This is a genomic window from Serratia sp. C2(1) (assembly GCF_036352655.1).
Taxonomy (GTDB): Bacteria; Pseudomonadota; Gammaproteobacteria; order Enterobacterales; family Enterobacteriaceae; genus Serratia; species Serratia inhibens.
In genome coordinates, this window is the sequence record NZ_JAZFBA010000001.1 from 514,234 (window position 1) to 530,398 (window position 16,165).

The following is a 16,165-nucleotide window of genomic DNA, read 5'->3' on the forward strand; positions in this document are numbered from 1 at the left end:
TTACTGCCCCAGCATGACCTCCACCTGATGGATCTTCCCATCGTCAACCAGCATTATCGCCGCCTCAGGTTGTTGTTCGCCGTCCACGGTGACCCGCGTCTCGCCCTGACCCTGACGGATCGTCAATCGATACTCGCTGCCGCCTTCGCGGTAGTTAAGCGTCACCTGCGGCCAGTCTGCGGGCAACCGGGTGTTGATGGTCAGCCGATCGCCGTGGCGTTTCAGCCCCAGCAAGGATTCGACGATCAACCGATACATCCAGCCGGCGGAGCCGGTATACCAACTCCAGCCGCCACGGCCGACATGCGGCGCCACCGCGTAGATATCGGCGGTGACCACGTAAGGCTCGACCTTGTAACGTTCGGTGGCGGTGCTGTCCAGGCTATGGTTGATGGGGTTAATCAGCGCCATCAATTCCCAGGCGCGTTCGAAATTGCCCATTTCGGCGAAGGCCATCACCGCCCAGACCGCTCCGTGGGTATATTGGCCCCCGTTCTCGCGCACGCCGGGCAGATAGCCGCGAATATAGCCCGGGTTAGGGCCGTTGCCGTCGAACGGCGGCGTCAGCAGTTTGATCAAGCCGGCCTGATTGTCGACCAGGTGTTTATCCAGCGACTGCATCGCCTGCAGGCTGCGCGGTTTATCCCCGGCACCGGACAGCACCGACCAGCTTTGGGCGATGGCATCGATGCGACACTCCGCCGATTCATGGGAGCCCAGTGGCTCCCCGCTGTCAAAGTAACCCCGGCGATACCATTCGCCGTCCCAGGCGTGGTCACGCAGATTGTCGCGCAGGGTGGCGGCCTGTTGACGGCAGAGCGTCGCCAGTTCCGTGTCGCTGCGGGCGGTCGCCAGATCGCCATAACGCTGCAGAATGTGGAACAGGAAGAAACCCAACCACACGCTTTCGCCGCGCCCCTCCAGGCCGACCATGTTCATGCCGTCGTTCCAGTCCCCGGCGCCCATCAGCGGCAGGCCATGCTCGCCGAAATTCAGCCCGTGTTTCAACGCGCGCACGCCGTGCTGATACAGGGTTTCCTGCGTCGCGCTCAGCGCCGGCTGTTCGTAGGACGATTCTTCGCCCGGTGCCAGCTTGCGCGCCTCCAGATAACCGACCTGCTCCTCCAGAATGCTTTGATCGTCGGTGGCGTCCAGGTAGTGGCAAATCGCCAGCGGCAACCACAGATAATCATCCGAACAGAGTGTGCGAACGCCATTGCCCTGCGGCGGATGCCACCAGTGCTGCACATCGCCTTCGACAAACTGGCGCGATGCGCACAGCAGGATCTGTTGGCGCAGCCGTTCAGGTGCGGCGTGGGTCAACGCCAGCGTATCCTGCAGCTGATCGCGGAAGCCAAAGGCGCCACCGGATTGGTAGTAGCCGCTGCGTGCCTGAATGCGGCAGGAGAGGGTCTGGTACAGCAGCCAGCCATTGGCCAGTAGATCGACCGCCGGTTGCGGCGTACTGATCTGCACTTTGTTGAGAATACCGTCCCAATGCGCCGCCACCTGTTGCAACTCCTCCTGCAGGCTCTCTTCTTGCAGGTATTTTTGCAGCAGCGCTTCGGCCTCATCGGCATTTTGCCCCAGGCCGAGGGCGAACACGAAGCTGCGCTGATCGCCATCGATCAGGCTGATCGCCGACTGTACCGCGCCGCAGGGATCCATGCCGGCGCCCACTTTGTCGGACAACCTGCGCAGCTTCAGCACTGCCGGGCCGGCCAACGAGCCGTTGCGGCCAATGAATTCGCGCCGATCGCCGCTGACTGAACAATGCGCGCCGGAGACGCCGAAGAAGGCGGTGCGTTCCGAGCCGCTGCCACCGTAGTGGTTGGTGGCCAGGATGCCGCACCCGCTTTCGGGCGTTGCCGCCTGCGTGACGATGTGCATGGCCGTTTTTTGCCGCAGATCGCCGAGAATGAACTCCACATAGCCGGTAGCCGACAGCTTGCGCGTGCGTCCGGAGGTATTGGTCAGCGTCAACAGGAACAGTTTCACCGGCGCCTCTTTGGCGACCAATACGGTGAACTGGCTGTCGATGCCGCTTTCGCGATGATCGAACACGCTGTAACCGAAGCCGTGGCGCGTCAGATAGTGGCCGCGTCCCCGGGCGGGCAGCGGCGTCGGCGACCAGAAGTGGCCGCTTTCTTCGTCACGCAAATAGAAGGCTTCGCCGCTGCGGTCGCAGATGGGATCGTTTTCCCAAGGCGTAAGGCGGTATTCGTGGGCGTTTTCGTACCAGGTGTACGCCTGGCCGCTTTCCGAGACCACCGAGCCGAACATCGGGTTGGCCATGACGTTTGACCAGGGCGCAGGGGTGATTTTGCTCTCGTTCATGGCGATCACATATTCACGACCATCCTCCGAGAAGCCGCCGAGGCCGTTATAGAACTGCAATGCGTCAATGGCGGGCAGCTGCGGCGAATGCAGGTTGCGCGGCAGATTGTCTACCGTCGCCAGTTTCGACGAGGCGGTAACCGGTGACAGCGGCTGCTGCAGGATCTGCGGCAGTTGCAGGCGTTGGTTCAGCTGTTCATTCAATCCGCCGCGTCGGTCGTCGAGGTAGATACGCGCCACGCTAAGCAGCAGACGGTGATCTTCCGGTGACATATGTTCGCTGGTGCGCACAAAAATGCCGCCCGGTTTATCGGTTTGGGTCGATTCCATACCGGCGGCGATCAGGCCCATTATCTGGTTTTGCAACTCCTGACGGTAGCCTCCGGCGTCCTCGTTAAGGATCACCAGATCCACCTGCAGCCCTTTCAGTCGCCAGTAGTTGTGCGCCTGAATCAGCTGCTGCACCAGCCCGATGTTCTCGCCATCGGTCACCGTCAACAGCACGATCGGCAGATCGCCGGAGATCGAATGCCCCCATAGCCCCGACTGGCCGCGGCGATTTTGGATGATTTCGCTGCTGGCGGCACGCATCTCCTGCGCCGGGAACACGACGGCACTTGCCAGGCGGTTGAACAGGTTGGCATCTTCCTCATTGGCGTTCAGCTGGCGCAATACCACCTGACTGTGCGACCAGGCCAGTTCAAACACGCGGTCCGCCAGATGGCGATCGCGGTATTTTTCCAGCATGGCCAGGCTGCTGACGCGGTCTTCGCAAACACCGTAGAAAATATCCAGCGTCAATGGCACGTTGGGCTCCAGCACCACACGCTGGCGGATGGAGATAATAGGATCGATGACCGGCCCGGCGCTGTTGGACAACGGCGTATTTTGATACAGCGCCTGCGGATTGGCCGGGGTGCGGCCACGGCCGATAAATTTGGCGCGATCGGTTTCGAACGAGGTCTGGCTGGAGCGGCCCTGCACCGTCATCATATGCAGCAGCCACGGACATTTCTCTTTTGGTTCGCGCGGGCGGCGGTGACACAAAATGGCGTCCTGATCCGGCAGCAATTCGGTCTGAACGAACAAATTGCTGAACGCCGGGTGAGCCAGATCGTTGCCGGCCGGTGCCAGCACCACTTCCGCATAGCTGGTGATTTCGATGATGCGCGGCTGCTTACTGCGGTTCACCAGGGTGATGCGCCGCAGTTCGATATCGTCCTCTGGCGACACCACAACCTGCGTTTTGACCGACAGCGAGCCCTGCCGGCGTTGATATTCGGCGCCGGCATCGTTGAACACCGCACTGTACCCCTTGGCTGCGCCGCCGATCGGTTGCCAGGTGTTGCTCCATACCTCACCGGTTTGCGGATCGCGCAGGTAACAGAAGGCGCCCCAGTTGTCGCAGGTGGCGTCTTCACGCCAGCGGGTCAGGGCCAGGTTCTGCCAGCGGCTGTAGCTGCCGCCGGCCTGGGTTAGCATCAGGTGGTAGTTGGCGTTCGACAGCAATTGCACTTCCGGGATCGGCGAATCTACCCGGTTGAACTCACGCGCAATGAAGCTGGCCGGGGTAATGGTGCCCTCATGGGTTTCGAAGTGACGACGGGTGCTGTACAGCTCAACCGCATCCGGTACCCGTTCTTGCAGCAGCAAGCGCGCCGACTGGAATGCAGGATAATCGGCGAAGCGCGACACCATGGGGGCATCCAGCAGCAGATGGGACAGGGCAAGGAAGCTCATGCCCTGATGGTGCGCCATATAGGAACGGATAATCACGTACAGCTGGCCACGGCTGAGGCGTGCGGTGGTGTAATCCAGCGCCTCGTAAAAACCGTAGCGGCCTTTGGCGCCATTTTTTTCCAGGGCGACGAGGTTGCTGCAAGCGGCATCCGGATCGACAATCAACGCCATCACCGTCGCGTAAGGCGCGACCACCATATCGTCGCCCAGCCCGCGACGCAGGCCCAGCCCCGGTACGCCAAAGGCGTGATACTGGTAGTTTTGATCGGCATCGAAGCCGAAATAGCCGGATTCGGAGATGCCCCAGGGCACGCCGCGCTCCTTGCCCCAGGCGATTTGCCGTTCCACCGCTGCACGGCACATTTGTACCAGCAGGGAGTCGGGGTAGGCCGGCATCACCAACTGCGGCATCAGGTATTCGAACATCGAGCCGCTCCACGACATCAATGCCGGCTCATTTTCGATCACGGTAAACAGTCTGCCGAGCGCAAACCAACTGCGCTGAGGCACCTGGTTAGTGGCGATGGCGACGTAGTTGGTCAGGCGGATTTCCGATGCCAGCAGATCGTATTTACTGCTGTCCATTCGGTTCTGATCGCAATTAAAACCGACGGTCAGGAAATGGGTCGACTCGTCATACAGGAAGTTGAAGTCCATCTGCGCCATTTTTTCCAGCCGCTGTTGCAGGCTGTACAACTGCGCCAGCCGTTCCTGCGCCAATGCGCCGGCGGCGTCAAGCAGGTTTTGCTGCTCTGCGGACAACGTCAACAGGGCCGGCGGATTGGCCAGCCAGTGCAGGCTTGGCACCTGTGTCAACTCGGGTACGTCGTCGCCCAGCCAGCCGAACCACAGCGCCCATTCCGCGCAAAGTTCGTTGAGTTGCTGATGCAGCGCGCCGGCCCAGCGTTTGGCTTCTTCGTCGTGATTCAGCGCCGGTTCCTGCAACCCGTTGCTGTAATTGCGCATCGCATTCAGCTCGGCCTGCAACGCGGCGGGATGGCTATTTAACGCTTGTTCGAAATGATTTCGCAGCTTCGGCAGGTTTTTGTGGGCGGCATCCCCCCAGTGCTGTTCCAGCAGTTGCAGGCTGTCTCCAAGCCCGGCCAGCACTAATTGCGGGCTGATGACCGGCTGATGGGCCAGCGCGGGCAGACCGGCGCTGAGCGTCAGCAGGTGACCGGCCAGGTTACCGCTGTCCACGCTGGAGATGTAGCGCGGGTTCAGCGGCTCCAAAGTCCGGGTGTCGTACCAGTTGTACAGGTGGCCGCGATAGTGTTCCATGCGGTCCAGCGTGTTAAGCGTCAGTTCAATGCGCCGCAGCGCCTCGCTGAGCGTCAGGTAGCCGAAATCATAGGCGGTGAGGTTGGCCAGCAACGACAGCCCGATATTGGTCGGTGAAGTGCGGTGCGCCACCACCGGTTCCGGTATCTCCTGATAGTTATCCGGCGGCAGCCAGTTTTCCTGCTGATTGACGAAGGTATTGAAGAAGTCCCAGGTTTGACGGCTGGTGTGGCGCAGGAAGCGGCGCTGTTCATCGTCGAGCGCGGTTTTACTGCGCTGCGGTTGGTGGCTGAGATAACACAGCAGGAACGGAGCCAGGCACCACAGGGTGGCGAAAGGCAGCGTGATAAACAGCGCCATCGGGTTGTGCAGGAAGCTAAACAGCAATAACGCCGCGCCGGCTACCGGATTGATCCACATCGCCCGATAAAAGTTTCTTAGAGTCACCTGCTGACGGGCGCTGGATTGAGCGTAGCTGGTCCACTCTTGCAGGTTACGTTTGCTGATCAGCAGTCGCCAAAGGGTAATGGCGATCGCCTTGAGGCTATACAGCGCTTCATGCGGCAGCGTCGCCAGCCGCAGGCCGACCTGAGCCAGCCGATGCAGCGAGCCGTTCATCGCCAGCCGCAGATGCTGCAGGAAGGGCCTGCGCGGCGGTTTGCGCGCAACGTCCTGCAACAGCGCCAGCAGGGTAGGCAACAGCAGAATGATGGTGAAGACCGCCAGCCAGTAACGGGTGTTCGGCAGCCAGACAAAACCGCAAAACAGCAGCAACAGCAGGCTGGGCGATGTCAGACTGCGGCGCAGGTTATCGAACAGCTTCCAGCGCGACAGGGTGCTCAATGGGTTGGCGGTGCGGGTGCCGTCTTCGGTTTTTACTCGTGGCAGCAGCCAGTTGAGCAGTTGCCAGTCGCCGCGGATCCAGCGCGTGCGGCGTGCCACGTCCACCAGATAATTGCTGGGATACTGTTCGTACAACAACACGTCGCTCAGCAGGCCGGAGCGGGCGTAGCAGCCCTCCAGCAGATCGTGGCTCAGCACCAGGTTCGGTGGGCAGGTGCCCTTGAGGCTGTGCGAGAACACATCGACATCGTAGATGCCCTTGCCGATAAAGGAGCCTTCGCCAAACAGATCCTGGTAAATGTCCGAGGCCATCAACGTATAGGGATCGTTGCCCGGCGTGCTGCTGCACAGTGCCGCGTAGCGACCCTGGCCGTAGCTCGGTATTTCCTCCGCCATGCGCGGTTGCAAGATGGCGTAGCCTTCCACCACCCGCTGTTGACGCGCGTCGTACTGCGGTTGATTAAGCGGGTGCGCCATGGCGGCGATCAACTGGTGGGCGCTTTCGCGCGGCAATACGGTATCGCTGTCGAGGGTGATAACGTATTTCACGTTTTTTAGCACTTCCAGGCCGGCGCCAACCTGGGTGCAGAAGGCGTTGCCACGGTTACGCAGCCAGTCGTTCAGTGCATTCAGCTTGCCGCGTTTGCGCTCCAGCCCCATCCATACGCCCTGTTTTTCATTCCATTCGCGATCGCGGTGAAACAGGAAAAAGTGGCTGGGGCCTTCACAGGGATAACGGCCGTTAAGCGCTTCCATTTGCTGGCAGGCATAGGCCAGTAGAGTGGCATCCTCCGCTTGCTGCTTTTGCGGCGCATCGTTGAAGTCGGTGAGCAGGGCAAAGTGCAGATGCTTCATCGCGTTGCCCAGATAACAGACCTCAAGCGCGTTGATCAGCTTATCGACGCCGCTTTTGCTGCCGATCAACGTCGGTATCACCACCAGGGTACGGAACTCGGCGGGAATGCCGCAGGAGAAATCGAGCCTCGGCAACGGCTGCGGCGTGCGGCTGCGGGTGGTGACCTCGCTAAGCAGGTTCAGCACGAATTGACTGACTACCGCCGCCATCGGGAAGAACAGCAGCGCCAACCCCCAACTGATGCCGGTGCTGTAGGCATGGCGCAGCAATTCCGCACAGATGGCGGTGGTGATCAGGCTAAGGCTGCCTAACCAGGAAAGCAGCGGCGCCTGATTTAACGCATGGCGCAAGCGGGTAATGCGCCCGAGCTGAACCTCCAGTTGCTGTTCCAGCTCCGGCCTGCCATCGTCAATCAGGTAGTAGCCAACGTGGTTGCGTCGCGGATCGCTGGACGGATCTTCGGCCGCCACCCGCGCCATATTCAGCACGTGCTGGGCGACCTGAACCTCATTGCGCGAGCAGTGACGCGCCAGCATTTCGATCACATGACGGTAGTTGTCGCGGGTGTCGAAGTGCATCAACGGGTAAACTCCCGCCGGATCGTCGCGCAGGGTCTGATCGACCTGGCTCATGGTTTCGACAAACTCGGCCCAGTCCATTTCACTGAGCTGGCGCAGGCCGGAAATACTGTTGCTGACCGACAGTTGGCTGACGGCCAACTGTTGGTTAAAGCGGTGGATCAATTCAGCCGAGCTCAGGCTCACCTCCGCCAACCGCTGCTCTACCCAGGTGAGCGGCAATGCGAGCATGGTGCCGTGCCCCTGTAAACGCCGCACCAATTCGGCGACGAAGGCGCTGGTGCGCGGGGGGTTGGAGCGTGCCATGTCGGCAATGACCACGATCAGGTTAGCAGGATCGTTTTCGGCCGACTCCAGCATTTTGGTCACCCAGCTGTCGGCCAGATTGCGTTCTCGCTGGGCCTGCGCTACTTCGACGCTGACGCGCCGCAGATTCTCGATCAGCGCCAGGCGCAGCATGCCGGGCAGCGCCCAGAGTTCGCCCAACGTCAGATTGGCTTCTTTTTGATAGGCGGCGATATACCGCGTCAGGCTCTCCGCGTCCCAGTGGCCGTCGCCGTGCGCAATGGCTTCGGCGGCCACGTCATAGATTCGCGGGCAATTATGCGGCGCAGCCAGCTGCGGCAGGCCGCGGCCGAAGGTTTTCGGCAGATGATGACGCACGACGCGGATTTGTTCTTCGATCAGATAGTAGTTATCGAGCAGCCATTCGCCGGCCGGGGTCATGCTGGATTTTTTGCCGTTGCTCAACTGATGGCAACTTTCCGCCAGAATGCGCTCGTTTTCGTCCAGCCGCTTCAGCAAAAAGTAGGGGGTTTTGCGCGTCGCCAATTTGTGCGAGCGAGCCAGGCGCTGGCCATAGCGTTCCATTTGGTCGACAGAAAACAGTTCTGCCTTGATGGCGTTGCCGTTGGTCTCGGGGGCGTTTTGATTACGCCGTAACGGCAACGTTTTTATTTTTGCATTTTTACGTTGTTTTTTTAACCAATTGATTAGTATTTCTTTCACACAAAAGCTCCTTACATCTGACCCAAAGGACAGCCGGTGAAACCGCTGGGAGATCGTGAACATCCTGTTTTTAACGCCGGGCAGATCTGGCGTGGGTTCGCAGCAGGCAGGAACATGCTTTCTCAGTATAGTCGCATAATGCCCGGTCGGCCGTTTTTTGAACTAATTGTTTAGATTTTATAAACAATTTTTGAGTATGAACTTTGACTGAACGCCGGTATTTTTCCGCCGTTCAGTCTTCATTTACCGTATAATCCCCTACATTAAGTTTGGTTATTGAGGTGCCCGTGGAGCAACTTTCGGGATTGCTGAGGCGCTTGCGCCGGCAGCTTGAATCCCCTATTTCCGTTGGAGGCGGTTTCCGCCAGATTTCACTTCCCGTGCCTGCATCGCTGGCCGCTACCTTACTGGAATGGCTGGCGGCGCAGCCGGCATTCCCGCAGTTTTACTGGCGCCATCGCGACGGTCATGAAGAGGCGGCGGCCTGTGGCGAGCTGCGTCTGTTTACGCAGCCGGAACAGGCTCAGGCGTTTATCAGGGCGCATCAGGGCGCGCGTATATGGGGGCTGAACGCCTTTGACGGCCTGGCGCATTTATTTTTGCCGCGCCTGGAAATTCTGAGCCGCGAAGGTGAAGCCCAGCTAACGCTTAATTTGTTTTCCGAAAGCTCGCTGCGTGACGATGCGGACGCAGCCGGCCGCTGGTTGGAAAATGTAGTGGCTGCCCGGCCAATCGCGCCATTGAAGGCTGAAGTGAACAAGGTGCAGCATCAACCGGCCCGTGCCGGATGGGAAATCATGTTGCACGAGGCGCTGAAAGCGATCGAGCGGCAACAGATGGAGAAGGTGGTGTTGGCGCGCAGCACGTTGCTGACGCTGGATGGCCCGCTGTCCGCGCCGGCGATGATGGACGCCAGCCGTAGGGTGAATCACCGATGCTACCACTTTATGCTGAGATTTGATGCACATTCCGCATTTCTCGGTTCCAGCCCGGAAAGGCTGTATCGCCGAAATGGCCTGCAACTGCTGACCGAAGCGCTGGCGGGTACCGTAGCCAATCATCCCGATAAACAACGGGCGCAGGCGCTGGCGCAGTGGTTACAGGGCGACGCCAAGAACCGGCACGAGAACCTGCTGGTGGTGGACGATATCTGCCAACGTCTGCAAGGGGGGGCCGGTTCGCTTGACGTGCTGCCGCCGGAAGTGGTGCGCTTGCGTAAGGTGCAGCATTTGAGGCGCCGCATCGAAGGGCAACTCAATCAGGGTGACGATGCCGATTGCCTGCAGCGGCTGCAACCGACGGCGGCGGTGGCCGGGTTGCCGCGCCAGGCGGCGCGCGAATTTATTCTGCAACATGAACCTTTCTCCCGCGGCTGGTATGCCGGATCGGCCGGCTATCTTTCCTCTTCCCTCAGTGAGTTTTGCGTTGCACTACGCTGCGCGCAGTTAGAGGGGGAAGGGCTAAGGCTCTACGCCGGTGCCGGTATCGTGGCCGGTTCCGATGCCGCCGAAGAGTGGCAGGAAGTCGAAAACAAGGTTGCCGGGCTGTTGACCTTGTTGCAGCCCGGCAACCTGGGTTGAATACCCCTGTTTCTTGTCAGGGTTTGCTGGGCGGCAAACGCGGAAGATGTAAGGTACTTGTGAATATTTTGTTTTTTAATTGTGCTAAATCAAAGGATTGTCTGCCGTAAAGTCACAGGGATATGCGGCGTTTTTGCGCTGGCGCAAAAGTCGTGGAGATAACTGCTCATATAATACAGAACATGATTTTTGGCATGCCGTTAAATAGCGGGTGCCGAAGGATGATTCTGTTAACCGACTTGTGAGCGAATTATGTCGACAAGTGTTTTTAATCGCCGATGGGCGGCGTTGTTGTTGGAAGCGCTGGCCCGGCATGGAGTACGGCATGTTTGTATCGCTCCGGGATCGCGCTCTACGCCGTTGACACTGGCTGCGGCGGCTAACAGATCTTTTGTCTGCCATACCCATTTCGATGAACGCGGGCTGGGCCATCTGGCGCTTGGCCTGGCGAAGGCGTCGCGTGAACCGGTGGCGGTGATCGTCACTTCCGGCACCGCCGCCGCAAATCTCTATCCTTCTCTGATTGAAGCCGGGCTGACCGGTGAACGGCTGGTGTTTCTCACCGCCGATCGGCCGCCAGAGCTGATCGACTGCGGCGCCAATCAGGCAATCCGCCAAACCGGCCTTTATGCCAGTCACCCGGCGCTGAGCATTGAACTGCCGCGCCCGACGCCGGATATCCCCGCCCGTTGGTTGGCCTCCACTGTCGACAGTGCCATGGCGCGCTTGCAGCACGGCGCTTTGCATATCAACTGCCCCTTTGCCGAACCGCTGTACGGCGGCGACGAACAACATTACGCCGACTGGTCGGCGGCGCTTGGCGACTGGTGGCAAGGCAACCAGCCCTGGCTGCGGGAAATGGATCCCCATGAGGTGCTGAAACAGCCGGATTGGTTCTTCTGGCGGCAAAAACGCGGCGTGGTGGTGGCGGGGCGCATGAGCGCCCAAGAGGGTGAGCAGCTGGCTCACTGGGCCGCAACGCTTGGCTGGCCGCTGATTGGCGATGTGCTGTCCCAGACCGGCCAGCCGCTGCCCTGCGCCGATTTATGGCTGGATCAGCCTCAGGCGCAGCGCATTTTGCAAGACGCGCAGTTGGTGGTGCAATTTGGCAGTAGCCTGACCGGCAAACGCCTGTTGCAATGGCAGGCGCAGTGCCGGCCGCAAGAATATTGGCTGATCGATGAGTTGCCGGGCCGACTCGACCCGGCTCATCACCGTGGCCGCCGCATCCGCTCCGGCGTGGCGCAATGGCTCGAGCTGCATCCGGCGCAGCCGCGTTCCGCCTGGGCCGAAGCGCTGGCGTCACTGGCGGAGCGCGCTCTGGACGCCGTCTCCGGCTATCTGGTGAACCGTTTTGGCGAGGCGCAGTTGGCGCACCGTCTGCCGGAGTTGCTGACGGAAAACGGCCAACTGTTCCTCGGCAACAGCCTGATTGTGCGGCTGATTGACGCCTTGACCCGATTGCCGGCCGGTTACCCCGTGTTCAGCAATCGCGGCGCCAGCGGTATCGACGGCCTTATCTCTACCGCAGCCGGTGTACAACGGGCAACGGCCAAACCGACGCTGGCGGTGGTGGGGGATCTCTCCGCACTTTACGATCTGAATGCGTTGGCGCTGCTGCGGCAGTGTTCTGCGCCTACGGTGCTGATTGTGGTGAATAACAACGGTGGCCAGATTTTTTCACTGTTGCCGACGCCGGAAGAAGATCGCCAGCGTTTCTACTGCATGCCGCAGGACGTGGATTTCAGCCATGCCGCGGCGATGTTCCAACTGAACTATGCGCGGCCGGAAAACTGGGGGCAACTGCGGCAGGCGGTTGAACAAGGTTGGCGCCACGGCGGCGCTACCTTGATTGAGCTGCAGGTGCCGCCGAGCGACGGCGCCGAGACATTGCGGCATCTGGTGCAACAAATGGCGGGGCAATGATGCTGGCGACACGTGTTTTACAACGGGGCGAACCGGGCCGCCCTTGGCTGGTTTGGCTGCATGGCCTGCTGGGTAACAATAATGAGTGGCGGGTGATCGCCGCGCATTGCCCGGAGTGGCCGTCGCTGGCCATTGATCTGCCCGGCCACGGCGATTCGGTTGCCGTGGCGTGCCGCGGTTTTGACGATATCAGCGCGCAAATCAGCGCCACTCTGCAGATGCATGACATCGAACGCTATTGGCTGGTGGGCTATTCGCTGGGCGGGCGCATTGCCATGTATCACGCTTGCCATGGCCAAACTGACGGCCTGCTGGGGGTGATTGTCGAGGGCGGCAATCCGGGGTTGGACAGCGAAGAGCTGCGCGGCCAACGCCGTACGCAGGACGCCGCCTGGGCAGAACGATTCCGGCATCAGCCGATCGCCGAGGTGCTGGCGGACTGGTATCAGCAGCCGGTATTCACCGAACTCAGCGGGGTGCATCGCGATGCGTTGATTGCCGCGCGATCCGACAACAGCGGCCCGGCGGTGGCTGACATGCTGCAAGCCACCTCGCTCGGCCAACAGCCTTATCTGGCACCGCAGTTGCAGCAATTGACCGTGCCGCTGATGGTGCTGTGCGGCGAAAATGACCCCAAATTTCAACGGCTGGCGCGCGACGCCGGGTTGCCGTTACGCACCGTGCCGCAGGCCGGACACAATGCGCACCTGGCTAACCCGCAGGATTTCGTCGCCGAGCTGCAGTCCTTTCTCGTTAACCCTGGTTAAAGGAACCGATCATGCTTTATCCGAATGAAGAACACCTGTATGCCGCCATCGACTGGCAGGATTGCTCCGGTGATTTCGACGATATCCTGTATCACAAATCCATCGACGGCATCGCTAAAATCACCATCAACCGCCCGCAAGTGCGCAACGCGTTCCGTCCGCATACGGTGAAAGAGATGCTGGAAGCGCTGGCTAATGCCCGTTATGACGAGGGTATCGGCACCATTATTCTCACCGGTGCCGGCGATAAAGCCTTCTGTTCCGGCGGCGATCAGAAAGTGCGCGGCGACTACGGCGGCTATCAGGACGACAGCGGCGTACATCACCTGAACGTGCTCGACTTCCAGCGCCAGATCCGCACCTGCCCGAAACCGGTGGTGGCGATGGTGGCCGGTTATTCGATCGGCGGTGGCCATGTGCTGCACATGATGTGCGATCTGACCATCGCGGCGGACAACGCCATCTTTGGCCAGACCGGCCCGAAAGTCGGTTCGTTCGACGGCGGCTGGGGGGCCTCTTACATGGCGCGCATCGTCGGCCAGAAGAAAGCGCGTGAGATTTGGTTCCTGTGCCGCCAGTATGACGCTGCCGCCGCGCTGGATATGGGCCTGGTCAACACCGTAGTGCCACTGGCTGACCTGGAAAAAGAAACCGTGCGCTGGTGCCGCGAAATGCTGCAGAACAGCCCGATGGCGCTGCGCTGCCTGAAAGCGGCGCTGAATGCCGATTGTGACGGCCAGGCGGGCCTGCAAGAGTTGGCGGGCAACGCCACCATGCTGTTCTACATGACCGACGAAGGCCAGGAAGGGCGCAACGCGTTTAACGAAAAGCGCCGGCCGGACTTCAGCAAATTCAAGCGTAACCCGTAATGAACGCGCCGATCCGCAACGCCGCGGTTTATCGTTACCGCCTGCCGATGGAGGCGGGAGTGGTGCTGCGTAACCAGCGGCTGAAAACCCGTGATGGCCTGCTGATTCATCTGCAGCAGGGCGAGCAGGAAGGCTGGGGCGAGATTGCGCCGCTGCCGGCGTTCAGCCAGGAAACGCTGGCCGAAGCCGAACAGGCTGTGCTGGCCTGGCTGCAAGGCTGGCAGGCGGGGTTGTTGCCGGCAGACAGCCCGCTGCCTTCGGTGGCGTTCGGCACCAGCTGCGCGCTGGCCGAGCTGGAACAGCGCCTGCCGCAGCAGGCCGATTATCGCAAAGCACCGCTCTGCACCGGCGATCCCGATGAACTGTTCGAGGTATTGAGCGCGCTGCCGGGCGAGAAGGTCGCCAAGGTGAAGGTGGGGCTGTATGAGGCGGTGCGTGACGGCATGATCGTTAACGTGCTGCTGGAAGCGCTGCCGGATTTGCGCTTGCGGCTGGACGCCAACCGCAGTTGGACCCGTGCCAAAGCCGAGGGTTTCGCCAAATACGTCAACCCGGCGCTGCGCGATCGCATCGCCTTTCTCGAAGAACCCTGCAAAACCCGCGATGAATCACGGGATTTCGCCCTGGCGACCGGCATTGCCATCGCCTGGGACGAGAGCGTGCGCGAGGCGGATTTTGTGGTGCAGGCGGAACCGGGCGTGGCGGCGATAGTGATCAAACCCACGCTGGTCGGCAGCCTGAGCCATTGTCAGGCTCTGGTGGAGCAGGCCCAGGCGGCCGGGTTGACGGCGGTGATCAGCTCCAGCCTCGAATCCAGCCTGGGGCTGACCCAACTGGCGCGCATCGCGCACTGGCTGACGCCGGCCACGATTCCCGGGTTGGATACGCTCGATTTGATGCAGGCACAGTTGCTGCGGCGTTGGCCGGGCAGCCGCCTGCCATTGCGGGATCCGCAAACGATGGAATGCCTATGGCGCAGTTGAACGATTGGCCGTGGCGGCACTGGGCGCAGCGGCAACCGCAGGCGACGGCGGTGATTGTCGGCCGGCAGCCGGTCAACTGGATGGAACTGCAACGCCAGGTGGATGAGCTGGCGGCCGATTTTCAGCATCAGGGTGTTGAACCCGGCAGTGGTGTTGCGCTGTACGGCAAGAACAGCTATCCGCTGCTGCTGGCCTATCTGGCGCTGCTGCAGTGCGGTGCGCGGTTGTTGCCGTTGAATCCGGCCTTGCCCGTTTCTCTGCTGGACAGGCTATTGCCCGACCTGGATATGGCGTTTGTCTTCAGCCCGGATCCTTTGCCGGCGTTGTCGACCGCTCTGATTCCGTTGACCCCGCCCTCTACCGAGCCGCGTTGGCTGGCTTTGCCCGTCTGGGATCCGCAGCAGCTGGCGACGCTGACGCTGACCTCCGGCTCCAGCGGTATGCCAAAGGCCGCCGGGCATAACGGCGCCGGGCATTTAGCCAGTGCGGAAGGGGTGCTGCGGCTGATGGATTTTCAGCCGCAGGATCGTTGGTTGCTTTCTCTGCCGCTGTTTCACGTATCCGGCCAGGGCATTGTCTGGCGCTGGCTGGCAGCGGGGGCCTCGCTGGTGGTGCGCGATATGTCTTCCTTGGCCGACGCATTGGCGGGCTGCACTCATGCCTCGCTGGTGCCGACGCAGCTGTGGCGGCTGTTGGCGCAGCCGCTGGACGATCTGACGCTAAAAGAGGTGCTGCTGGGCGGGGCGATGATCCCGGTTGCGCTGACCGAACAGGCGGAGGCGGCGGGTATTCGTTGCTGGTGCGGCTACGGTTTGACAGAACTGGCTTCTACGGTCTGTGCCAAGCGCGCCGACGCGCGGCCGGGCGTTGGGTTACCGCTGGTCGGCCGTGAAATTCGACTGGTGGATGAGGAAGTATGGATCCGCGCGCAGAGCCTGGCGTTGGGGTATTGGCATCGCGGCGCTTTGCAGCCGCTGGCCGACGAGCAAGGCTGGTTTCATACCCGCGATCGCGGCGTGATGGAACAGGGGGAGCTGCGAATTATCGGACGGCTGGATAACCTGTTTTTCAGCGGGGGGGAAGGTGTGCAACCGGAGGATATTGAACGCGTGCTGACGGAGCATCCGCAGATTACGCAGGCGTTTGTGGTGCCGGTGGAAGATGCGGAATTCGGACAGCGGCCGGTGGCGGTGATCGACAGCGAATCGCCCCTGGTGTTGGACGCACTGCTGACGTGGTCACGGGGCAAGCTGGCCAACTTCCAGCGCCCGGCGGCGCTGTTCGCTTTACCCGACGAGCTGAAAAACGGCGGCATCAAGATGTCGCGCCGTTTGTTGCAGCAATGGGTGGCGGAGCAACTTTCAACGACATAAAAAGCCGCCCGAAGGCGGCCGTGG

At 61.0% G+C, this 16,165-nt stretch carries 7 protein-coding genes; 6 read left to right on the forward strand and 1 reads right to left on the reverse strand.

Going from position 1 to position 16,165, the window contains the following annotated elements; all coding sequences use genetic code 11:
* On the reverse strand, positions 1-8,643 hold the full coding sequence (locus V2S86_RS02455; protein ID WP_330761075.1) for a GH36-type glycosyl hydrolase domain-containing protein: 8,643 nt from the start codon (positions 8,641-8,643) through the stop codon (positions 1-3).
* A 287-nt stretch (positions 8,644-8,930) separates the two neighbouring features.
* Here V2S86_RS02455 and menF point away from each other — a divergent pair, with 287 nt between their 5' ends.
* From menF to menE, 6 genes are all read left to right on the forward strand, one after another.
* Entirely contained in the window at positions 8,931-10,223 is a 1,293-nt protein-coding gene (gene menF, locus V2S86_RS02460) for an isochorismate synthase MenF (RefSeq protein ID WP_330761076.1), read from the forward strand.
* 252 nt (positions 10,224-10,475) lie between these two features.
* Positions 10,476-12,149 (forward strand): 2-succinyl-5-enolpyruvyl-6-hydroxy-3-cyclohexene-1-carboxylic-acid synthase, encoded by a 1,674-nt coding sequence (menD, locus tag V2S86_RS02465; RefSeq protein ID WP_330761077.1) that lies wholly within the window; start codon positions 10,476-10,478, stop codon positions 12,147-12,149.
* On the forward strand, positions 12,146-12,916 hold the full coding sequence (menH, locus tag V2S86_RS02470) for a 2-succinyl-6-hydroxy-2,4-cyclohexadiene-1-carboxylate synthase (protein WP_330761078.1): 771 nt from the start codon (positions 12,146-12,148) through the stop codon (positions 12,914-12,916). The genes menD and menH overlap by 4 nt, the downstream gene beginning before the upstream one ends.
* Positions 12,917-12,927: 11 nt before the next feature.
* Positions 12,928-13,785 (forward strand): 1,4-dihydroxy-2-naphthoyl-CoA synthase, encoded by an 858-nt coding sequence (gene menB, locus V2S86_RS02475; protein WP_330761079.1) that lies wholly within the window; start codon positions 12,928-12,930, stop codon positions 13,783-13,785.
* Positions 13,785-14,768: an o-succinylbenzoate synthase gene (gene menC, locus V2S86_RS02480; RefSeq protein ID WP_330761080.1), complete on the forward strand. Its 984-nt coding sequence runs from the start codon at positions 13,785-13,787 to the stop codon at positions 14,766-14,768. The genes menB and menC overlap by 1 nt, the downstream gene beginning before the upstream one ends.
* Positions 14,756-16,141 carry an o-succinylbenzoate--CoA ligase gene (gene menE, locus V2S86_RS02485; protein ID WP_330761081.1) on the forward strand — a complete coding sequence of 462 codons (1,386 nt, stop codon included), beginning with the start codon at positions 14,756-14,758 and terminating at the stop codon, positions 16,139-16,141. The genes menC and menE overlap by 13 nt, the downstream gene beginning before the upstream one ends.
* The last annotated feature ends 24 nt before the right edge of the window (positions 16,142-16,165 follow it).